Genomic DNA, 20,897 nt, shown 5'->3' on the forward strand with positions numbered 1-20,897 from the left:
GCCGGAAGAATATCGGCTGATGGCTGAGAAACCGGAAATCTCAAAAAGTGTGTGGAACTAAAGCTGGGATACTTACATCGCGAGCTTCGGCAAGTTTGACCGTCGGATAATCACCCAGCGCAAACATGCTGGATTTACCGTTGAGTTTAAACCGATAGCGCCATGCCTTTTTGCCATTGGGTTTCACTTCGAGGTAGAGACCATTGAAATGATTGAGCCGATAGAGTTTTTCTTTCGGCTTGGCTGTGCGGCATTGTGTATCAGTGAGCATAGCGAGTCTTTGTCTAGTTCTTATACCGCGATTGTACTCATCCCTATAATCATTTTTCACTGCATTGTCATGAGGTTATGTGAGACGCCATGAAAAGAAAAATCCACGCAATTGCGTGGATTTTATGATGTTTGTCTGTCTTCATGCGATGCATTGATATCCCAAGAGACAACAAAATTAACTTAGACGTTAAACAAGAAGTTCATGACATCGCCATCTTTAACGATATAGTCCTTACCTTCTGAACGCATTTTGCCGGCTTCTTTCGCGCCTTGCTCACCTTTGTAGGTGATGAAGTCTTCAAAAGCGATGGTCTGAGCGCGGATAAAGCCTTTCTCGAAATCGGTATGGATTTTACCTGCGGCCTGCGGAGCCGTTGCACCGACAGGGATGGTCCATGCACGAACTTCTTTTACGCCTGCGGTGAAGTAAGTTTGCAGGTTCAGCAGTTCGTAACCGGCACGGATAACGCGGTTCAGACCCGGTTCTTCGATACCTAACTCGGCCATGAATTCAGCGCGATCTTCGTCTTCCATCTCGGCAATATCAGATTCAACGGCCGCACATACGGCAACCACTACGGAACCTTCAGCCGCGGCAATTGCGCGCACTTGATCCAGATACGGGTTATTTTCGAAGCCATCTTCATCAACGTTGGCGATATACATCGTTGGTTTCAATGTCAGGAAGCTTAAGTAGCGGATTGCTGCTTTGTCTTCAGCAGTCAGAGTCTTCAATGCACGCAACATACCGGCATTTTCGAGGTGTGGCAGACATTTTTCCAACGCTTCCAGCTCAGCTTTAGCGTCTTTATCGCCGCCTTTGGCTTTTTTCTGTACGCGATGAATGGCACGCTCACAGGTGTCCAAATCGGACAGCGCCAATTCGGTATTGATGGTCTCAATATCGTCAGCCGGATCGACTTTACCTGCAACGTGGATGATGTTGTCGTTTTCGAAACAACGTACTACGTGGCCAATCGCCTCAGTTTCGCGAATGTTGGTCAGGAACTGGTTGCCCAGGCCTTCGCCTTTGGATGCGCCCTTTACCAGACCGGCAATATCGACGAATTCCATCGTGGTTGGCAGAATACGCTGCGGTTTAACGATTTCAGCTAATTGGTCCAGACGCGGGTCCGGCATGGGTACCACACCCGTGTTAGGTTCAATGGTACAGAAGGGGAAATTCGCTGCTTCGATACCCGCTTGTGTCAACGCGTTGAACAGGGTGGATTTACCAACGTTTGGCAGACCAACGATACCGCATTTGAATCCCATGTTTATATCACCTTAAATAACTTAAAAATCAGCCAATTAGGTTTAACCAGCCGATGTAATCAAAATTTATTCCGCCATTATACACATAATGATGATTTATCTCGATCCTACTGTTTGACGCAGTGATTTTAACTGCGGTTTAGCCTCTGTATTTTACCGGTCTATCTTTATCTGGGATCCCGAGAGTCGGTCATAATTTGTTGTTATTGCATATAATCTTGGTTTGTTGAATTTATCGCTTTCGGTGAGAGTGAGAAGTAAACAAGGGAACGCCGAATAAAAATCTACAGCATTACCGGTTTGCTGCCGATAACCAGTGATTACACCTGATGCCAACTATGGCGTCTTACTGTTCTGATAGGGTATTAAATATGGTGATGAGCGGCTTTAAATGGTTGTTGGTGATCTTATTTGGCTCTTTGCTGGGCATCACTATCACGCATTATTTAACCAGAGTGGACACTGAGCGTCCTTTAACCTGGTTAGAGCAAATCGATAATTACGGAAAATTAGTCGAGCGTCGCTCCGATAAAAGCATTAAATATATCGGAGTGAAAAAGGTGATGACTTCGCCAGAAATGGACAGCTATTTAATGCGTTTTAGCGCATTAACCGATCGCTATGAAACTAACGGTAATAAAGTCGCTAATCAGAAAAAATCGGATGAGTGGGATAAGTTTTTCTGTACTGATGGATTAAAGAATATTATCGGCCAGTATAAGAATCGTCGGGTCAAAGTGATGGTGCCAGGTGCGGTTTACAGCAAGACCGGAGCCCGTGGCAGCGCGACGGCCTGCTATATTAATTAGCTAATTATTTGTTTAACATGTTTTTGAGTGAGAGTTTTCTTAGTTTTTTGTGCAGTACGATATAATTTTCGCAACATTGAATGATTTCTTCATATTTTTCTTCATCGATCGTGTTTTCTGCTGAAATGGCTCTTCGGCTGGACATTCGGCATTTATAACACGCGGATTTTAATTTATCTTTTAACTCATTAAATTCGGCGCTGGTTTTATATTCCCCCCAAAAATCGAGTGAAATACAGGCCAGCCGTATGGCTTTATTAAATTCACCCACTTTCTTCGATTGATAATCAAAGTTCTTTATGCTGCGGTTTTCGCAAACTCTTTTTAACGCTCTGATACTTCTGACTGTATCGTAAGTCAGTTTCAAAAACTGCTCGACTAGCAGAGCAGTTTGCTCCGTTTTTTTATTATCAAACCATTTTATCGCGACTACGGCCGCAGTGATTGCCATAATGGCACTGGAAATCGCAATGACGATATCTGAAATTGAACCCCATTCCATAGTCTCAATCCTAATAAATTAAAGTGTATTGGCGTTTTTTATAATAATTATCCTTGCCCTCGGTGATGAATATGAGGGCAAGGGGAATATTATGCGTTGGCTTTAAATGAATGCAGGCGATTCATAGCCTTGGTCACGTCTTCTTTTAATAAAACCTCGGTACAACGAATAGCTTCATCGATGGCATCATCAATTAACGTTTGTTCGCTCGCCGGTGGTTTCCCTAAGACAAATCCGGTCACTTTACTTTTATCTCCCGGGTGACCAATACCGATGCGCAAGCGGTAAAAATTGGGATTATTACCTAATTTGCTTTGAATATCTTTTAAACCGTTATGGCCCCCGTTACCGCCGCCCAGCTTTAATTTAGCCACGCCGGGCGGAATATCCAGTTCATCGTGCGCAACTAAAATTTCTTCCGGTAAAATACGATAGAAGCTGGCCATGGCAGAAACCGCTTTGCCGCTGAGATTCATAAAGGTAGAGGGAACAAGCAGTCGAACGTCCTGACCGGCCAGATTTAAACGGGCAGTGTAGCCGTAGAATTTACTCTCTTCTTTCAGAGATTGATTATTACGCTCAGCCAGTAAATCTACGTACCAGGCACCGGCGTTATGGCGGGTTTGGGCATATTCAGCGCCTGGATTTGCCAGGCCAACGATCAATTTAATGCTGCTCACTTCGTTATTCGCTATTACTCAGAGATGAAAGAACCCTAGTTTACCCGTCGCCGCGTAGAATCACAAAAATAAGGGGGAGAATAAAGGTAAAACTAGCGGATAAGGTAAATACTAACCATGGTTAATTATTCAACAATTAGGCCAAATAATCGCTTAATGTAAAGATTTATAGAAATATCTTTGCCAGATGTGATCGTCTCCGCAATACCCTTATGCTTTCCCTGACTATACTAAGTCATTAAGTACAGGTGAACAATTCAATAGGAAGAGTTGTTTAAAGGAAGTGAATGCAGGAGGTGGCATATGAAACGCAAAACCGCAACAACGTTAGGTAACGCGCTGATGGGGCTGGGTCTGGTCACTATGGTTGTTGGGGTAGGTTACTCTATCCTGACCGAAGTTTCTCAACTTGGTTTACCGCAGTTCTTCTCCCACGGTGCGGTCATGAGCATTTTTGTGGGTGCCTTGCTCTGGCTGGTCGGGGCGAGAATCGGTGGCCGGGAAGAGGTGGCGGATCGCTATTGGTGGGTTAAGCATTTCGATAAACGCTGCCGCCGTAATGAGCGACACTCATAATATTGACGTATTTATCGTCAGTGAAGTGTGATGCCAGAAAATGTTACCGAAAATGCAGCTGAATAATTCAAACTGAGGGTAGGGAATTAAATGACAGCCCAAGAGTAGAAAGCCCGTTGTTGCTTGCGCTTCAACGGGTTTTTCTTTTTCTGCGTTTAACCGCAAATCACTGTCAGTGCGGCGATAAGTCAGATACAACCTATGCCAGACTTGCAGCGCCTAAGCGCTGCAGAGAGTGATTAATGCTCAAACATCGCAGAGATGGACTCTTCGTTGCTGATACGGCGGATGGCTTCAGCCAGCATACCGGACAGCGTCAGAGTACGAACGTTTTTCAACGCTTTGATTTCCGCAGACAGCGGAATGGTGTCGCAAACAATCACTTCATCAATAACTGAATTTCTGATGTTTTCCACTGCGTTACCAGAGAAGATCGGGTGTGTCGCGTAAGCAAATACGCGTTTGGCACCACGTTCTTTTAAGGCTTCAGCAGCTTTACACAACGTGCCACCGGTATCGATCATATCGTCAACCAGCACACAGTCACGGCCAGCAACGTCGCCGATGATATGCATCACCTGGGAAACGTTAGCACGCGGACGGCGTTTGTCGATAATGGCCATATCGGTGTCATTCAGCAGTTTAGCAATAGCTCGTGCACGAACAACACCGCCGATATCTGGTGAAACAACGATTGGGTTTTCCAGATTCTGCTGCAACATATCTTCCAGCAGGATTGGGCTACCAAATACGTTATCAACCGGCACATCAAAGAAGCCTTGGATCTGTTCAGCATGCAGGTCCACTGTCAATACACGGTCAACCCCAACACTTGAGAGAAAATCGGCAACAACTTTGGCAGTGATAGGCACACGAGCAGAACGCACACGGCGATCCTGACGAGCGTAACCGAAGTAAGGGATAACGGCAGTAATACGTCCTGCGGAGGCGCGACGCAGGGCATCAACCATGACAACCAATTCCATCAGGTTATCGTTCGTGGGTGCGCAGGTGGACTGGATGATGAAAATATCACCACCGCGTACATTTTCGTTGATTTGCACGCTCACTTCGCCGTCGCTAAAACGACCTACAGCGGCGTCACCAAGACTGGTGTACAAACGGTTGGCAATACGTTGTGCTAGTTCCGGGGTGGCGTTACCAGCAAAAAGCTTCATATCAGGCACGAGAAGAACCTCAGGCTTGCGTCCAGAGAAGATATTGTCAGCCAGTAGTCAGGGGCGATTCATCCTACTGATTGCAATATACATACGGGTATTTAAAACCAAAACATTGTTAACCTAAAAGAGCGTTATGAGCCGGCTTTTAATTCAGTTAAGAAGGCAACGTGTTGGCGACGCAGGATAAACCGTAATGCTATGGAAAAACCTGAGTTGCCACGCAAATCGCTGCTTATTTCTCAACTTTTCCAGAGCGTACAAGATGCAGTGGTGAGACGTTAACGCCACGAGCCACAAAACCCTGTAACCACTCCGGGGCAATACTTAACACCTGACGGGCCGATGACTCGGTATCAAATTCAGCAAATACACAAGCGCCGGTCCCGGTTAGGCGCGACGGGGCGTATTGTAACAGCCATGAAAGAACCTGTTCAACCTCGCGAAAACGTTTTCTTGCGATCGGTTCGCAATCATTTGCGTAAGGAGCGGCTAAAAGTGCCGCCAAGGGGCGAACTGGCGTGTTTCTTGTTAAATCCGGATCGGAAAAAATAATTGGCGTTGGGATGCTAACGCCGGGGTGTGCGACCAAATACCAGCGCTCAATGGGCTGCGCGGGCTGCAATTTTTCGCCAATTCCTTCGGCGAAGGCGGCATGGCCGCGCACAAATACCGGTACGTCGGCACCCAGTTGCAGGCCAAGATCGGCTAATTCTTCATCATTCAATCCGCATTGCCACAGGTGATTTAAGGCGACCAATACCGTCGCCGCGTTGGAGGAACCTCCGCCTAAACCGCCTCCCATTGGCAGGTATTTTTCGATCGAAATATCCGCTCCGTGGGGGGTATCGGAACCTGCCGTATGTTGCTGCAATAAACGTGCTGCCCGCACGATCAGATTTTGTTCGTTTTCCACCCCTTCAAGCGGCGTAAGTAAACAAATCTGGTTATCATTTCTCGGTGTGATAGTGAGGCTGTCACCATAATCGAGAAACTGAAATAGCGTCTGTAATTCATGGTAACCATCGGCGCGTTGGCCGGTGATATAAAGGAATAAATTCAGTTTTGCCGGAGAAGGCCAGGTGTGAATCATTTGACAGTCCAGTTATCCATTTTCAGTTTGATGCGTTGCTGATCCTGCTTTAGCTCCAGACGACTCGGTAAAACTGGGGTCACCTTGGTGTTATATTCTTGATAATCAACGGTCCACACTTGATTTCCCTGCTTATAAGTCAGCTGTTTCAGGCGATATTTATCGTCGAGGACAAAATTGTTGGTTTCGCCGGGCAGGCCGAGAATCCATTGGCGCAGGCTATTGATAGGAATGTCCATGCCGGTAAGTTTGGCAATCATTTCTTCCGGGTTATCACTAACGTAGCGTTTGCCCTGGTTATCCGTCAGTTGAGTAACGCCCGGCTGCACGACCAGCTCCATCTCGGTGCTGCCCAGCGGATTGGTCAGCAGCAGACGGTAACGATCCGCTGAATATTGTTGCCAGAAGAAACGGGCATAAACCTTCTGTTTATCTGAAATATAAGCGAAAGAGCCGCGGGTCTGGAACTGGCTGAGTTGCTGCAATTGTTGCTCATGCTGTTGCCACTGCGGCGAGGTGGGGCTCGTCGCCGGGCCAGTCGAGGTGGTGGTAGTACAGGCGGCTAGCATCAGGCTGGCTAATGGAAGCAGGCGATAAAAAGTGACCTTGCGCATGGGCATATCAATATCAATCCTTTAAAAGCGTGGTTTTCACCAGCGAGGCATTTGGGTGCTGCAAAGTTGCAGCCAAGGTGCTCACGCTAACGGTGGTAAGGCGGAGCGTCAATATCTTGTTTATGCCGTGAGCAATTTACCCACGATATCCGTGATATTAGGACGGATAATGCGGTGTGACTTTAATTGCTCTCGCGCATCAAGTAGAATGCGACTCAGACGAGAATCCATACTAAGACAAGTATTACTCTAAGCCGTTCTCATGACCCTGCTCGCATTAGGCATTAATCACAAAACCGCTCCTGTCTCGTTACGTGAACGGGTGACATTTTCACCTGACTCGATCGACCGGGCGCTTAATAGCTTGCTCCAGCAACCGCTGGTGCAGGGCGGTGTGGTGTTGTCTACGTGCAACCGCACCGAATTATACCTCAGTGTAGAACAGCAAGAAAATCTGCATGAGCAATTGGTTGACTGGCTGTGTCATTACCACCGCCTCAGCCGCGATGAGGTCATAAAAAGCCTGTACTGGCATCATGATAATGAGGCCGTCAGCCACTTAATGCGGGTAGCCAGTGGTCTGGATTCGCTGGTGTTAGGCGAGCCGCAGATTCTCGGGCAGGTTAAAAAGGCGTTTGCTGAATCCCAGCGGGGTCAATCCCTCTCTGGTGAATTGGAGCGTTTGTTCCAAAAAACTTTCTCCGTAGCCAAGCGGGTGCGTACTGAAACCGATATCGGTGCCAGTGCGGTGTCGGTGGCTTTTGCCGCCTGTACGTTGGCGCGGCAAATTTTCGAATCCCTTTCCGAACTGAATGTGTTGCTGGTAGGCGCAGGTGAAACCATCGAATTGGTGGCGCGTCATCTGCGTGAACATCAGGTTAAACATATGATTATCGCTAACCGCACCCGTGAGCGGGCGCAGTCTCTGGCGGACGAAGTGAACGCCGAGGTGATTACCTTGCCGGAAATCGATGCCCGCCTGGCCGACGCCGATATCATTATCAGTTCAACGGCCAGCCCGCTACCGATCATCGGTAAAGGTATGGTCGAGCGTGCGCTAAAAGCGCGCCGTAATCAGCCGATGCTGTTTGTCGATATTGCCGTGCCGCGGGACATCGAGCCCGAAGTCGGCAAACTGGCTAACGCCTATCTGTACAGTGTGGATGATTTACAGGCAATTATTCAGCACAATCTGGCGCAGCGTAAGGCTGCGGCGGTGCAGGCTGAATCGATAGTACAGCAGGAAAGCATGAATTTTATGGCTTGGCTGCGTTCACAGGGGGCGGTAGAAACCATTCGGGATTACCGTTCTCAGGCTGAACAGATTCGTAGTGAAATGACCGCCAAAGCGCTGGCGGCCATTGAGCAGGGTGCGAATGTGGAGCAAGTGATCAATGAACTGGCCCACAAGCTGACCAACCGCCTGATTCATGCTCCAACCAAATCCCTCCAACAAGCAGCCAGCGATGGCGATATGGAGCGGTTACAATTATTACGCGACAGCCTTGGGCTGGATCAGCATTAGTTTCCTCAATTAACAGGATTTAAAACCGCGGATGAAGTCTTCTATTGTTGCCAAACTGGAAGCGTTACAAGAGCGCCACGAAGAAGTGGAAGCACACCTTGGCGATGCCAATGTGATTGCCGATCAGGAGCGTTTTCGTGCGTTATCGCGCGAATATGCCCAGTTGACCGATGTGACCCGTTGCTTTAAAGAGTGGCAGGGCGTTCAGGACGATCTCGAAGCGGCAGAAATGATGCTGGAAGACCCTGAAATGCGTGAAATGGCGCAGGAAGAACTGAAAGAAGCCAAAGCCCGTAGCGAAGAGCTGGAACAGCAGCTTCAGGTCTTGTTATTGCCGAAAGATCCCGACGATGAGCGCGGTTGTTTCCTGGAAATCCGCGCCGGAACCGGCGGCGACGAAGCGGCGATTTTCGCCGGCGATATGTTCCGTATGTACAGCCGTTACGCTGAGGCTCGTCGTTGGAAGATCGAAGTAATGAGCGCCAGCGATGGCGAGCACGGTGGCTATAAAGAAATTATTGCCAAAGTATCCGGCGAGGGCGTTTACGGTCAGCTGAAATTTGAATCCGGCGGTCATCGCGTCCAGCGCGTGCCAGAAACCGAATCTCAGGGGCGTATCCATACGTCGGCCTGTACCGTAGCGGTGATGCCGGAAATACCTGAAGCTGAAATGCCAGAAATCAACGCGGGCGATCTGCGCATCGATACTTTCCGCTCCTCGGGTGCAGGTGGCCAGCACGTTAATACCACCGATTCCGCTATTCGTATTACCCATATTCCGACCGGGATTGTGGTGGAATGTCAGGATGAGCGTTCACAGCATAAGAACAAAGCTAAAGCGATGTCAGTGCTGGGTGCGCGTATTCGCGCTGCCGAAGTGCAAAAACGTCAGCAGGCCGAAGCGTCTGAGCGTCGTAACCTGTTAGGGTCTGGCGATCGTTCCGACCGTAATCGCACCTATAACTTCCCGCAGGGGCGTGTCACCGATCACCGTATCAACTTGACACTGTACCGTCTGGATGAGGTGATGGAAGGCAAACTGGATATGTTAATTCAGCCGATTGTGCAGGAATATCAGGCCGATCAGCTGTCCGCACTTTCCGAGCAAGATTGATGGATTACCAACGCTGGCTGGCGCAGGCTGCGGCACGCTTTCAGCACAGTGACAGTCCCAAGCGCGATGCGGAAATTCTGTTGGGTCTTGTCACCGGGCGTCAGCGTACTTTTTTGCTGGCCTTCGGTGAAACCGAATTGACCGAAGAGCAGAAAGAACAACTGGAACTATTAGCCGCCAGGCGAGAGCAGGGCGAACCTATCGCCTATCTGGTCGGTGAGCGCGAGTTTTGGTCGCTGCCGTTAAGCGTGTCTTCGGCCACGTTGATTCCTCGCCCTGACACCGAGTGTCTGGTGGAACAGGCGCTGGTGCGTTTACCTGAACAACCTTGTCGGGTTCTGGATTTAGGCACCGGCAGCGGGGCGATAGCACTGGCGTTGGCCAGCGAGCGGCCAGATTGTCAGGTCACCGGCGTCGATCTCCAACCGGATGCGGTGGCGTTGGCGCGCCATAACGCGGAAAAACTGAGTCTAAACAACGTAGAGTTTCTGCAAGGCAGCTGGTTTTCACCCCTCACCGGGCGTTTTGCGTTGATCGCCAGTAATCCTCCTTATATTGATGCCAATGATCCTCATCTGGAGCAGGGGGATGTGCGCTATGAACCACACAGCGCGCTGGTGGCTGAAGATGAAGGTCTGGCCGATCTTGCGGCCATTATCCGGCAGGCACCCGATTATCTGGAACCGAAAGGGTGGTTATTGCTGGAGCACGGATGGCAACAGGCGACAGCGGTAGAGAAACTGTTGTTGCAGGCCGGTTTTAGCACGGTGGCAACCTGTAAAGATTACGGTAACAACGATAGGGTTACTTTGGGGCAGTGGTTGCCGCAGATGACACATAATTAGAATGAAAATGGAGTGACTCATCATGTGGATTGATTATATCGCCATGAAATATCTACATTTGGCGACGGTGGTTATCAGCATTAGTCTGTTTGTTTTGCGGTTCTTCTGGAAATGCCGCGGTTCAGCTATGATAGACAAACGTTGGGTGAAGATAACGCCACATATCAACGACACGTTATTGTTTGTCAGCGGTATTGCACTGATATTTATCACCGGGTTTTACCCGTTCAGCCCGCAGGGTACCTGGCTTACGGAAAAACTGTTCGGCGTGATTCTCTACATCGTGTTGGGCTATGTTGCTTTAGGTAAACGCGACCGTAGCCAAAAGACGCGTTGTGTGGCCTTTATCCTCGCACTGGGTTGTCTGTACCTGATTATTAAACTGGCAACGACTAAATTACCTCTGCTGATGGGATATTTATGAGTACCATTGCTGATTTCGAATTCAACACCGCGCCTTTGAGTGAAGGGGTGTTACTGGTTACCCAGGAAATCCGACCGAACTTTCCAATGGCTGACGTTCGCAACCAACTGCAACAGTTGGTTGATGATGCCCGCGCGGCGATGCCCAGTGACCTCAATCAAGATCAGCAATTGGAAGTGCTTATTGATTTGTTCTACCGCAAGTGGAAATTCGGTGGGGCGAGTGGGGTTTACCGGCTGTCCGATGCGATCTGGCTGGATAAAGTTCTGGCGAAACGTCAGGGTACACCGGTTTCATTGGGCGTCATTTTTCTGCATATCGCCCATCAACTGGATTTGCCATTGATGCCAGTGATTTTTCCCACTCAGCTCATTCTTCGTGCCGATTGGCTAGACGAAGAAATGTGGCTGATTAATCCGTTAAACGGGGAAACGCTGAACGAGCATATGCTGGAAGTCTGGATTAAAGGTAATTTGGGGCTGTCTGCGGAACTGGAAGATGAAGATCTGGAAGAAGCGGAACATACCCTGATTATTCGTAAGATGTTGGATACGCTGAAAGCGGCGTTAATGGAAGAGAAACAAATGGAGCTGGCGCTGCGTGCCAGCGAAGCGGTGCTGGCGTTCGATCCCGATGATCCCTACGAGATCCGCGATCGGGGTTTGATTTACGCTCAGCTGGACTGCAATCATATTGCCATCTCTGATTTAAGCTATTTTGTCGAACAGTGCCCGGAAGATCCTATCGCTGAAATGATAAAAATGCAGATTCACTCCATTGAGCAGCAGCGTATTACTCTGCATTAACATAATTTGATAGGGCGCTGAGGCGTCGTGATTTATTCCGATTTACCATCATTAAAGGCATAAGCATGAAACAAAAAGTGGTTAGCATTGGCGATATCAAGGTAGCGAACGACCTACCCTTTGTGCTGTTTGGTGGCATGAACGTGCTGGAGTCTCGCGATCTGGCGATGCGCATCTGCGAGCATTACGTCACCGTGACTCAAAAACTCGGTATTCCTTACGTATTCAAAGCCTCGTTTGACAAAGCCAACCGTTCTTCGATTCATTCTTACCGCGGGCCGGGTCTGGAAGAAGGCATGAAAATCTTCCAGGAACTGAAGCAACAGTTCGGCGTGAAGGTCATCACCGACGTGCATGAAATCAGTCAGTGCCAGCCTGTCGCTGAAGTGGTAGACGTGATTCAGTTACCTGCGTTCCTGGCGCGCCAGACCGATCTGGTGGAAGCCATGGCGAAAACCGGTGCCGTGATCAACGTGAAAAAACCGCAGTTTGTCAGCCCAGGTCAGATGGGGAACATTGTCGACAAATTCAAAGAAGCCGGTAATGATCAGGTTATCCTGTGCGATCGCGGCAGTAACTTCGGTTATGACAATCTGGTTGTTGATATGTTAGGTATCAATGTGATGGTGAACTCTACCGGCGGTCATCCGGTTATCTTCGACGTCACTCACTCCCTGCAGTGTCGCGATCCGTTTGGCGCCGCGTCCGGCGGTCGTCGTGCGCAGGTCGCCGAACTGGCGCGTGCCGGTATGGCTGTGGGTCTGGCTGGCCTGTTTATCGAAGCTCATCCAGAGCCTGACAGCGCGAAATGTGACGGTCCTTCCGCACTGCCGTTGGATAAACTGGAGCCGTTCCTGGTGCAGATGAAAGCCATCGACGATCTGGTTAAAAGCTTCCCAGAGCTGGATACCAGCAAATAAGCTGAGTTATTTCGCGCACTAAAGCGATACAAAAGGGCAGCGTGGTGGATAACTATGCTGCCCTTTCTGTTGTGACCAATTCGGTTTTAACGTTGTTTCAGCGCTGCGAGCGCCTCGGGTAGAGAGCCGTAGAAGCTCAGCTTGCCTGGAATCGGCTTCACTCTAGCCCGCGCCAGCGTTTTCAATGGCTGGAACGGCGTATCGGTAATTATCAGCTCCCGGCCTTCTGGTAGGGCTTCCACAAAGCGCAGGAAGGCGTTCAAACCGCCAGCATCCAGCACCGGAACTGCGTCCCACTGTAAGACAATGGTTCGTCGATTCTCGCTCATTTCTAGCAACTCATTGAAAATACGCTCAGCAGCGGCGAAAAACAGCGGGCCGTTGACTCGTAAAATCAGCGTTTGATTATCCTGAGCGCCGGACAACGGGCTGAGGCGAGTCATACGGGCAATGCGGCGCATAAACAGCAGGGAAGCCAGCACGATACCAACGGTGATAGCGATAACCATATCGAATAGCACCGTCAGGCTCATACACAGCAGCATGACGATAATGTCGTCTTTTGGCGCCCGCCGCAGTAAATCTACCACTTTGTGCGCTTCGCTCATGTTCCACGCCACGATCAGCAGCAGGGAGGCCATTGCCGCCAGCGGTAGATAAGACAGCATTGGCGCCAATATCAATAACGCCAGCAGCACCAGCAGGGCGTGTACCACCGCAGAAATCGGGGAAGTCGCTCCCGCGCGCACGTTGGCGGCTGAGCGAGCGATGGCCGCTGTTGCCGTGATTCCGCCGAAGAATGGCGCAATCATATTTCCCAGGCCTTGGCCCACCAGCTCGCTGTTTGGACGGTGTTTCTGGCCGGTCATCCCGTCCAGCACGACAGCGCATAGCAGCGACTCAATGGCACCGAGCATCGCCATGGTGAAGGCGGCGGGTAGCAGAGCGGATACCGTGGCCCAGCTCAGAGTAAACTCTTGCCCATGAGCGGCCGGCAGGTTCCACGGCAGTACGAACTGCGGCAGAATCGGTGGGATTCCTTGTCCGTAGGTACCATCGGCCAGCATATAGCTGAACTTTGAACCAATGGTTGCCACTTGCTGGTCGAACAGAGACAAAACCCACATGACAGCGGTGCCTGCCACTAGCGCAGGTAAGTGACCCGGTAACTTAATCCCAAGCCTCGGCCAGAAAATCAAGACCAGCAGCGTCACGCTGCCGATTAAGGTATCGCTGAAATTAAGGCTCGGAAGCGCCTGCACCAGCGCTGAAACTTTACTCATATAATTTTCCGGCACGACCTCCATCTGTAGACCAAAAAAGTCTTTTACCTGCATGGTGGCAATGGTGATGGCAATCCCGGAAGTAAATCCGAGCGTTACCGATAGCGGAATATATTCAATCAATCGTCCCAGCCGTGCTAATCCCATGCAGAGTAAAAACAGACCAGACATCAGCGTGGCTAGCAATAATCCCGCGAGGCCGAACTGCTGTGAGACCGGGAATAAGATCACCACAAAAGCGGCGGTAGGGCCGGAGACGCTGTAACGCGAACCGCCGCTGACTGCAATGACAATACCGGCAATAGCGGAGGTATACAGGCCATATTGCGGAGGTACGCCGCTGGCAATAGCCAAGGCCATCGCTAAAGGAATGGCAATAATCCCGACGGTGATGCCGGCAATTATGTCTTTAATAAATCGTTGAAGTGTATAGGTTTCTCGCCAGCAAGCTTCAATAAGCGCGCTGAACGGCCTAATGCCGTTAATTCCGTGCGTTTTCATCTAAGGTGCAAACCAAATAAGGAAAAGACAAAATAAATGGCGGGCCAATAGGGGTCCGTCTCGAGTAGTGAATATCAACGATACGCCAAATGTGGGGCAGAGATCTAGATGTATATCAATCTCTGATCGGAATAAGGATAACAGGGGGTTTTAAAATGTCCTTATAAGCGTAAAAAGCACGTCAGATAACGGATTAAAGCATCGATATTTATTCATTTTATGAACTTTTATCAGTTATAGATGAATATTTATTACTAATGAGTAAAAGAGAATAATAATGATTACTTTGCACTCAATATTTGGGGGGCGTGGGTGGCGTAAAAAACGCTGGGTAATGTGGCAGGAAAGTGTAAGAGAGCAGCAATAATGAAAATTTCCCTGTGGAATTGCTTTACGTAGCTAAGATTTAAATGAGAAGCCCTTGAGGTAATCTATATTATGCTGGCATGATTAGGTTATAACGAGGGCAGAAAGCAATATTATTTGAAGACGACGGGTCGCGCTGATGGCTATAGGTAAAGTGAACATAATGATGACAATACAGCATAAGTTTCATTTTCCGTGAGTTTCACCACAACTCTCTCATCGCTGTTTAACGATGCTAGTGTCACTTACGCATCGCTATCTATCAGCTATTTCGCTTTGAGTAAAAATACGCCGTTTTCCTATGACGGTGAAAGATGGAAACGTTTGCTGTTTGGTCTGGTTTCCGGCCTGATATCGCTGTATTTGAATCAGGACAAATTCATTATCATCAACAGCTTCTTTTATAGTTTTGAAATATTACCGATCATTTTGGCGACATTTTACGGCGGCTGGCTCAGTGGTTTAGTGGCTTTAGCCATTAACATTATTTTTACCGGTCTGTTTACGCTGGATAATATACTGATTGTCTTAATCATCTTTCCGCTGCTGTTATCCAAAGTGTGGGAAAGAAAGAGCAATCGGGTTTTCTATCTCACTATCGCAGTTATTGCCGTTTACCGTATCTGCGTCGGCGCGACTTTTCTCAACTATGGACATTTGTGGCCGTCTACATTGATTTATCTGGCGTCATCTGCTTTGTGTCTGGCTATTTGTTTTCACGCATTGAATTTTAAAGAACGCCATATTCATGCTTATTTTGCTATGAAAGAGCGAGCGAACGTCGATAATCTTACCCGCTTAAATAACCGCGCTAGCGTTGATTTCCACTTAAAGCAATTAAGTACGTTAAGGCGCGCCTGTGGGTTATTAATACTGGATCTGGATAAATTTAAATCGGTTAACGATAATTACGGTCACGGCGCGGGAGATTTGATTCTTTCCAGTGTGGGTGAGATTTTGAAGCAATCCGTGAGAAGTCTCGATTTTGTTGGCCGCTTCGGGGGCGAGGAATTTATCATTATTACCGAAAGCCACCATCCGGAAAATATGAAAGTGATGGCGGAGCGCATTCGAGAAAATATTCAACAGCTAGAAGTGACGTTAAGCGATGGACGCAAAGTCAGGATCACTATTTCTATTGGCGTTTCGCTGTATTTACCGGGAATGTCGATGGTGAAGGCGATAAAAATGGCGGACGATGCGCTGTATCAGGCTAAACGGCAGGGACGAAATCAGGTGGTTTATAGCAAACTGATGCCATTCTCTCCGTTGGGAGATTGCATCAGGGGCGTTGGAAAGCGACAGCCGCGGCGTAATAGCCCGTTATAGCCGATGAGTACTACCAGGTACTTTTTGGGGATGGCACAAAAGTTAAAGGCCCCGACTTTCGTCGGAGCCTTTAGCTCGAATATGGCGGTGAGAGAGGGGTTCGAACCCTCGATACACTTACGCGTATACACACTTTCCAGGCGTGCTCCTTCAGCCACTCAGACACCTCACCGTGTTGTTACAGCGTTAAACACTGCAACGGGGCGGTACTATAGGGATAGGGGCCTTGAGGGTCAAGAAGAATTTACGTGAAACCATTCGCTTGCTTAATTCACCGTCAACTTGCGGAAATACCCCGCAAATCCGCGTTATTTTTGCCAGAGTTCCGCTTGCTGTGGCGAATCTACCATCACAAAATCGGCCTGAAGCGCTTTCGCTAAATTATAATCAGATTGCGAATTAATACCTATTAACATCAATTTGCTCAATGAATTGCGTTTAAAACAATGAGTCACTTTTTGATTCCACACCATAGTCGCTGCTGATTGCCCTCTACCCAGCGTTAAGGTTTCAACCACAGATACCGGCGCACGTAATTCAAAAGCATGATATTCCAGTTTCTGCGCTTCCATTCTGTCGTCAACCCGACAATCATCAGCCATTAGTACATTAGCCAGCGTTTTACGCGTATGGCTGCGCGGTGCAAATGTTCTGATCTCTGGCCCCAGCTCTTTGAAAAACCGATGCTTGGTTGAATAAACTCGGGTTCTGCCCGCCGCGTTGCTGTCCGTAATGACCGCCGAGATATATTGAGCCACGCGACCAAAGTCTTTTGTATGATCTTTTATGTCGATAAAGAATTTTGTCGTAGGAAATTTGTTTAATACGCTGGCCAGCGTGGGGATTTTTATTCCCAACCCTCTGAATTTGTATTCTCCTTCAGATTTAAATTTATAACCCGCATCCAGCTTTTGGAGCTCTTCAAGGGTTAATTCAGCCACGGTACCTTCTCCATCAGTTGTGGCATTCAGATTTTTCGAACGGAAAAGTACGGGAATGTTATCGCTAGTGAGTTGGACGCTAATCCAGATAATATCCGCATGATGTTCCAGTGCGTGTTGAATCGCTGTTACGGTGTTTTCCGGCAAATCCGCTGTACCGCCGCGATGAGCGACGATTAACGGTGCCGCCTGAGCGGGGAGCAGGCTGGGCAACAGTGTGAGGGAAGAGAGATAAAATAACGTGCGTAATTTCATGAGAATACCCCTGTCCATAGAGATGTTGAAACGCATAGCATTTTGTCGCCAAGCGATGTTTTGGCTCAGATGTTTTAGCATGGCGGAATTAGGGGTTGGCATAATCAAATTTAACAGGTTCTATCTATTTCTTATTCAACAGAACGGTAGCGAAAAGTGATTAATCAGGGAAAAGCACAGGGAATGGGGAAGCGTCAGGTTTGGCTGGTTTTAGATAAAAAAAAACGGCAATCACATTCAGTGGGAAATCGCTTTCCCTACTGTGGATTGCCGTTCTTCTTGCGGAGGACTAACTGCATCATCCGGTACTCAATATGGCGGTGAGGGAGGGGTTCGAACCCTCGATACGCTTGCGCGTATACACACTTTCCAGGCGTGCTCCTTCAGCCACTCAGACACCTCACCGTATTGTTGTCGCCAACGCCAAACGTTGTCGACCGGCGTAATGTAGGGAAAACCAAGCTCAGCGTCAACCCTCTTGTGTATTGTTTATGACTGTTTAGCTAAAGTTGCATCAATTTGCTGATTTCATCGGCATTTATTTCCACAAAACCGTCGCGTCGTTGTAAATCTCTCGCAGAAAATATTTTTGTCAGACAAATAGATGATTATTTGTACTTTTGTGCATAATTAGGCGATTAATTCGCACAATTAGTGCTTAATTATGAGGTTAACGGGCTTTGTTACTGGAGTTATAGTCAAAAATGTCGCTAAATAATCGGCTTGATGGGATTGAAATACCGAACGAAAGTACCTCTGCCTGCGCGGCTATCTGAGCAAAACTACGGCCAGTCGTACTTTTGGTCGGAATAGTATTTTTAGTCGGAAGAGCACTTTTAGTCGAGATAGTATCTTTAGTCGAAATAGCATCTTTAGTCGAAATAGTATCTTTAGTCGAAATAGTATCTTTAGTCGGATTAGTATTAGGGGTAAATTTTGGAACAGTCAGATTCCGCACCGCAGCTCAGTGATGATCTACCGCAGCCGATTCCAGCCGGAACCGGGACTTTATTCTTCATCCAAACCTTTGCCACGTTAGGTTTTGCCGTGCTTTATTCCACGCTGGTGCTCTATGCCACCAAGCGTTTGGGGTTCAGTGAGAGCAACGCCAATGCCATCATGGGCGTATTCGGCGCATTTAACTATGGGCTGCATTTATTCGGTGGTTATTTGGGTGGGCGCTACCTGAGCAATCGAAATCTATTTGTGCTGGGCATGGTACTACAGGTTATTGGTTGCTGGCTGATCGCGGTTTATGGCCTGTGGGGACTGTATTGGGGGCTGGCGATGTTCCTGACCGGCAGCGGCCTGAATGTAACCTGCCTGAATATGATGCTGACTCAGAGATTTATGCCGGATGACGATCGCCGCGAATCGGCTTTCCTGTGGAATTACGCCGGCATGAATTTGGGTTTCTTCCTCGGTTTTGCCGTTGCCGGTTATTTCCAACTGAGTGAAAACTATCGAGCACTGTTCCTGTTTGCCACTTTGGGTAACCTACTGGCGATTGTGATTACTTTATCTCGCTGGCACATATTGAGAGACACCAATACGCCGCTACAGCAGGCCGGAGCAAAGCAGGCCAAATGGCGAATGCTGGTGGGTATTTTGGTGCTGATTGCTTTGGTTCCCATCATTCGTTTGTTGCTGACTCACGCCGGTTTTAGCAGCTATTTTGTTATCGCCATCGGCGTCGCTGTTTTTGTGATGCTAGGCGTAGTCACGGCTCGCCATCATCCTCACGTCGAGCGCCGTCGTATGGTGGCCTACATGTTGCTGGCCGCAGGCTCATTGGTCTTTTGGGCGTTGTACCAGTTGGCTCCGATGGGGCTGATGTTGTTTGCTGAACATAATATCGATTTGAACGTTTACGGCTGGCGCGTGGCTCCGCAATGGATTCAGAACATCAATACATTGGTGATTGTGATCGGTGGGCCACTGATGGCGCTGTGGTTTAGTCGCTTGCGTAAACGCGGTTTCTCTATTGATGTTCCTCTTCAATTTTCTGGTGCGCTTTTGTGCATGGGGATGGGCATGCTGGTTCTGCCGCTGGGAATTCAACTGGCGGGAGGCGACGGGCTGGTGGCGTTTAAATGGATTGCGCTGAGTTATGTACTGCAAAGTACGGGGGAATTGCTGATTTCACCGATCGGATACGCCATGATCGGCAAACTGGCTCCGCCGCGCTATCAGGGTGTAATGATGGGATGCTGGATGATGGTGACCGGCGTGGCATCAGTTTTGGCGGGCTATGTCTCTGGCATGATGCCGACTAATAGCGGCAGCACGCCGATAGAAACCAATCCGGGCTACAGCCATATTTTCAACATGCTGGGCTGGGGTTCTTTGCTGACCGGCGCGGTGCTAATTGTGCTGATTCCGTTGTTGCGTCGTCTGATTCAGGAAGGGCAATTATCTGCGCAAAGCAAGCTGACAGCGCAAAACCGTTAACCCACTGGCATTATTCAGATTTAGGGCGAAATTTCTCCGGTTTCGCCCTTGCATCTCACCGCTAATCGCGGAAATCTAGGGTGACTTATGCTAGGAGCCTACAGATCATGAATATTATTTTTTATCACCCCTTTTTCGATGCCCAACTGTGGCTAACGGGCATGAAGACTCGTTTACCGCAGGCAAATATTCGTCAATGGCAGCGGGGTGATAACCAACCGGCAGATTATGCCCTGGTATGGAATCCGCCTCACGAAATGCTGGCTAAGCGCCAACAACTGAAAGGCCTGTTTGCGTTGGGCGCAGGCGTGGATGCCATTTTGGATCAGGAGCGCCGTCACCCCGGGACTTTGCCTGCCGGAGTGCCGTTGGTGCGACTGGAAGATACCGGCATGGCGTTGCAGATGCAGGAATATGCGGTGAGTAGCGTGCTGCGTTATTTCCGCCGGATGGATGAGTATCAGTTGCAGCAGGAGCAAAAACTGTGGCTGCCTCTGCCGCCTCATCAGCATGATAATTTCGTTGTGGGGATCATGGGGGCGGGCGTGTTGGGCAAAAGCGTGGCACAAAAGCTGGCGGGTTTTGGCTTTAACGTGCGTTGCTGGAGCCGAACGCCAAAACACATTGACGGCATTGAAAGCTATGCCGGTGGTGCGCAACTGGGCGATTTTCTCAAAGGGACGCAATTGTTGATCAACTTGTTGCCGAATACGCCGGAAACTGTGGGCATTCTCAATGGTTCGCTGTTCTCCCAATTGAATAAGCGGGCTTATGTGATCAATCTGGCTCGCGGCGTGCATTTGCTGGAGCGGGATCTGCTGGCGGCGATGAGTGAAGGGCAAGTTGCGGCCGCTACGCTGGACGTTTTTGCCGAAGAACCTCTACAGAGTATGCATCCATTCTGGACGCATCCGCGAGTGACCATTACGCCGCATATTGCCGCCATTACTTTACCTGAAGTGGCGATGGATCAGGTGGCCGAGAATATCAAGCTGATTGAAGCGGGCAAGCAACCGCAGGGTCTGGTGGATGTGGCGCGTGGTTACTGATTCCAGCAGGCAAAACATGGGTTTCAGCTCGGCTGCGCGGGGGATTCCTGCTATGCTTAGCGTACTATGTTTTGCCTGACAAACTGAG

The 20,897-nt window shown here is 48.9% G+C and carries 19 protein-coding genes, 2 tRNA genes and 1 pseudogene; 11 read left to right on the forward strand and 11 right to left on the reverse strand.

Annotated features, from left to right (window positions below):
- Positions 1-76: 76 nt before the first annotated feature.
- Together DBA33_RS13530 and ychF are read right to left on the reverse strand one after the other, a co-directional pair.
- A pseudogene (locus DBA33_RS13530) lies at positions 77-271 on the reverse strand (Arm DNA-binding domain-containing protein); the annotation flags it as partial.
- 182 nt (positions 272-453) lie between these two features.
- Positions 454-1,548, reverse strand: a complete 1,095-nt coding sequence (gene ychF, locus DBA33_RS13535) for a redox-regulated ATPase YchF (RefSeq protein WP_064513402.1) — start codon at positions 1,546-1,548, stop codon at positions 454-456.
- 338 nt (positions 1,549-1,886) lie between these two features.
- Between ychF and DBA33_RS13540 the strand changes: the two genes are divergently transcribed.
- The gene (locus DBA33_RS13540; RefSeq protein ID WP_162975206.1) at positions 1,887-2,357 is read left to right on the forward strand and encodes a hypothetical protein; all 471 of its coding nucleotides are present in this window, start codon (positions 1,887-1,889) and stop codon (positions 2,355-2,357) included.
- A gap of 4 nt (positions 2,358-2,361) precedes the next feature.
- Here DBA33_RS13540 and DBA33_RS13545 read toward each other — a convergent pair whose 3' ends face one another.
- Both DBA33_RS13545 and pth read right to left on the reverse strand, forming a co-directional pair.
- On the reverse strand, positions 2,362-2,859 hold the full coding sequence (locus DBA33_RS13545) for a hypothetical protein (protein WP_064513406.1): 498 nt from the start codon (positions 2,857-2,859) through the stop codon (positions 2,362-2,364).
- A gap of 89 nt (positions 2,860-2,948) precedes the next feature.
- Positions 2,949-3,539 carry an aminoacyl-tRNA hydrolase gene (gene pth / locus DBA33_RS13550; protein ID WP_049597644.1) on the reverse strand — a complete coding sequence of 197 codons (591 nt, stop codon included), beginning with the start codon at positions 3,537-3,539 and terminating at the stop codon, positions 2,949-2,951.
- Positions 3,540-3,842: 303 nt separating this feature from the next.
- On the opposite strand from pth, the gene ychH reads away from it, so the two are divergent.
- Positions 3,843-4,115 (forward strand): stress-induced protein YchH, encoded by a 273-nt coding sequence (gene ychH / locus DBA33_RS13555; RefSeq protein ID WP_064513408.1) that lies wholly within the window; start codon positions 3,843-3,845, stop codon positions 4,113-4,115.
- A gap of 239 nt (positions 4,116-4,354) precedes the next feature.
- Here ychH and prs read toward each other — a convergent pair whose 3' ends face one another.
- The 3 genes from prs to lolB form a co-directional block, all read right to left on the reverse strand.
- Positions 4,355-5,302 (reverse strand): ribose-phosphate diphosphokinase, encoded by a 948-nt coding sequence (gene prs, locus DBA33_RS13565; protein WP_012006410.1) that lies wholly within the window; start codon positions 5,300-5,302, stop codon positions 4,355-4,357.
- Between the two features lie 226 nt (positions 5,303-5,528).
- Positions 5,529-6,386 (reverse strand): 4-(cytidine 5'-diphospho)-2-C-methyl-D-erythritol kinase, encoded by an 858-nt coding sequence (ispE, locus tag DBA33_RS13570; RefSeq protein ID WP_120806645.1) that lies wholly within the window; start codon positions 6,384-6,386, stop codon positions 5,529-5,531.
- Positions 6,383-7,006, reverse strand: coding sequence for a lipoprotein insertase outer membrane protein LolB (lolB, locus tag DBA33_RS13575; protein ID WP_120806646.1), 624 nt, complete (start codon positions 7,004-7,006; stop codon positions 6,383-6,385). The genes ispE and lolB overlap by 4 nt, the downstream gene beginning before the upstream one ends.
- Positions 7,007-7,262: 256 nt before the next feature.
- Between lolB and hemA the strand changes: the two genes are divergently transcribed.
- The 6 genes from hemA to kdsA all read left to right on the forward strand — a co-directional run bounded on the left by hemA (position 7,263) and on the right by kdsA (position 12,634).
- Positions 7,263-8,525 carry a glutamyl-tRNA reductase gene (hemA, locus tag DBA33_RS13580; RefSeq protein ID WP_064513413.1) on the forward strand — a complete coding sequence of 421 codons (1,263 nt, stop codon included), beginning with the start codon at positions 7,263-7,265 and terminating at the stop codon, positions 8,523-8,525.
- 31 nt (positions 8,526-8,556) lie between these two features.
- Positions 8,557-9,639: a peptide chain release factor 1 gene (prfA, locus tag DBA33_RS13585; RefSeq protein WP_049597649.1), complete on the forward strand. Its 1,083-nt coding sequence runs from the start codon at positions 8,557-8,559 to the stop codon at positions 9,637-9,639.
- A complete protein-coding gene (prmC, locus tag DBA33_RS13590) occupies positions 9,639-10,484 on the forward strand; it encodes a peptide chain release factor N(5)-glutamine methyltransferase (protein WP_120806647.1) in 846 nt (281 codons plus the stop codon). The genes prfA and prmC overlap by 1 nt, the downstream gene beginning before the upstream one ends.
- Before the next feature lie 22 nt (positions 10,485-10,506).
- On the forward strand, positions 10,507-10,908 hold the full coding sequence (locus tag DBA33_RS13595) for a SirB2 family protein (RefSeq protein ID WP_064513418.1): 402 nt from the start codon (positions 10,507-10,509) through the stop codon (positions 10,906-10,908).
- Positions 10,905-11,714, forward strand: coding sequence for an invasion regulator SirB1 (gene sirB1 / locus DBA33_RS13600; protein WP_064513420.1), 810 nt, complete (start codon positions 10,905-10,907; stop codon positions 11,712-11,714). Before DBA33_RS13595 ends, sirB1 begins: the two co-directional genes overlap by 4 nt.
- A 65-nt stretch (positions 11,715-11,779) precedes the next feature.
- Entirely contained in the window at positions 11,780-12,634 is an 855-nt protein-coding gene (kdsA, locus tag DBA33_RS13605) for a 3-deoxy-8-phosphooctulonate synthase (protein ID WP_064513422.1), read from the forward strand.
- An 86-nt stretch (positions 12,635-12,720) separates the two neighbouring features.
- Here kdsA and dauA read toward each other — a convergent pair whose 3' ends face one another.
- Complete coding sequence (gene dauA / locus DBA33_RS13610) at positions 12,721-14,418, reverse strand: C4-dicarboxylic acid transporter DauA (RefSeq protein ID WP_064513424.1); 1,698 nt, start codon at positions 14,416-14,418, stop codon at positions 12,721-12,723.
- Between the two features lie 561 nt (positions 14,419-14,979).
- Between dauA and DBA33_RS13615 the strand changes: the two genes are divergently transcribed.
- Positions 14,980-16,113: a GGDEF domain-containing protein gene (locus DBA33_RS13615; RefSeq protein WP_120806648.1), complete on the forward strand. Its 1,134-nt coding sequence runs from the start codon at positions 14,980-14,982 to the stop codon at positions 16,111-16,113.
- Between the two features lie 82 nt (positions 16,114-16,195).
- Here DBA33_RS13615 and DBA33_RS13620 read toward each other — a convergent pair.
- The 3 genes from DBA33_RS13620 to DBA33_RS13630 all read right to left on the reverse strand — a co-directional run bounded on the left by DBA33_RS13620 (position 16,196) and on the right by DBA33_RS13630 (position 17,714).
- Positions 16,196-16,285 (reverse strand) — tRNA-Ser (locus tag DBA33_RS13620).
- 136 nt (positions 16,286-16,421) lie between these two features.
- Positions 16,422-17,309: a glycerophosphodiester phosphodiesterase family protein gene (locus DBA33_RS13625; RefSeq protein WP_064513428.1), complete on the reverse strand. Its 888-nt coding sequence runs from the start codon at positions 17,307-17,309 to the stop codon at positions 16,422-16,424.
- Positions 17,310-17,624: 315 nt separating this feature from the next.
- A tRNA-Ser gene (locus DBA33_RS13630) sits at positions 17,625-17,714 on the reverse strand.
- Between the two features lie 582 nt (positions 17,715-18,296).
- Between DBA33_RS13630 and DBA33_RS13635 the strand changes: the two genes are divergently transcribed.
- Both DBA33_RS13635 and ghrA read left to right on the forward strand, forming a co-directional pair.
- Positions 18,297-19,760, forward strand: coding sequence for an oligopeptide:H+ symporter (locus DBA33_RS13635; RefSeq protein WP_120806661.1), 1,464 nt, complete (start codon positions 18,297-18,299; stop codon positions 19,758-19,760).
- Between the two features lie 107 nt (positions 19,761-19,867).
- Entirely contained in the window at positions 19,868-20,809 is a 942-nt protein-coding gene (ghrA, locus tag DBA33_RS13640; RefSeq protein ID WP_120806649.1) for a glyoxylate/hydroxypyruvate reductase GhrA, read from the forward strand.
- Positions 20,810-20,897 lie beyond the last annotated feature (88 nt).

The organism is Yersinia sp. IP36721 (genome assembly GCF_003634395.1).
Classification (GTDB): domain Bacteria; phylum Pseudomonadota; class Gammaproteobacteria; order Enterobacterales; family Enterobacteriaceae; genus Yersinia; species Yersinia entomophaga.

Excerpts from the sequence above, each read along its gene's own strand:
- ychF (WP_064513402.1), bottom strand. The coding sequence starts at position 1,548 with ATGGGATTCAAATGCGGTATCGTTGGTCTGCCAAACGTTGGTAAATCC.
- DBA33_RS13540 (WP_162975206.1), top strand. The coding sequence starts at position 1,887 with ATGGCGTCTTACTGTTCTGATAGGGTATTAAATATGGTGATGAGCGGC.
- DBA33_RS13545 (WP_064513406.1), bottom strand. The coding sequence starts at position 2,859 with ATGGAATGGGGTTCAATTTCAGATATCGTCATTGCGATTTCCAGTGCC.
- ychH (WP_064513408.1), top strand. The coding sequence starts at position 3,843 with ATGAAACGCAAAACCGCAACAACGTTAGGTAACGCGCTGATGGGGCTG.
- ispE (WP_120806645.1), bottom strand. The coding sequence starts at position 6,386 with ATGATTCACACCTGGCCTTCTCCGGCAAAACTGAATTTATTCCTTTAT.
- lolB (WP_120806646.1), bottom strand. The coding sequence starts at position 7,006 with ATGCCCATGCGCAAGGTCACTTTTTATCGCCTGCTTCCATTAGCCAGC.
- hemA (WP_064513413.1), top strand. The coding sequence starts at position 7,263 with ATGACCCTGCTCGCATTAGGCATTAATCACAAAACCGCTCCTGTCTCG.
- prfA (WP_049597649.1), top strand. The coding sequence starts at position 8,557 with ATGAAGTCTTCTATTGTTGCCAAACTGGAAGCGTTACAAGAGCGCCAC.
- prmC (WP_120806647.1), top strand. The coding sequence starts at position 9,639 with ATGGATTACCAACGCTGGCTGGCGCAGGCTGCGGCACGCTTTCAGCAC.
- DBA33_RS13595 (WP_064513418.1), top strand. The coding sequence starts at position 10,507 with ATGTGGATTGATTATATCGCCATGAAATATCTACATTTGGCGACGGTG.
- sirB1 (WP_064513420.1), top strand. The coding sequence starts at position 10,905 with ATGAGTACCATTGCTGATTTCGAATTCAACACCGCGCCTTTGAGTGAA.
- kdsA (WP_064513422.1), top strand. The coding sequence starts at position 11,780 with ATGAAACAAAAAGTGGTTAGCATTGGCGATATCAAGGTAGCGAACGAC.
- dauA (WP_064513424.1), bottom strand. The coding sequence starts at position 14,418 with ATGAAAACGCACGGAATTAACGGCATTAGGCCGTTCAGCGCGCTTATT.
- DBA33_RS13625 (WP_064513428.1), bottom strand. The coding sequence starts at position 17,309 with ATGAAATTACGCACGTTATTTTATCTCTCTTCCCTCACACTGTTGCCC.
- ghrA (WP_120806649.1), top strand. The coding sequence starts at position 19,868 with ATGAATATTATTTTTTATCACCCCTTTTTCGATGCCCAACTGTGGCTA.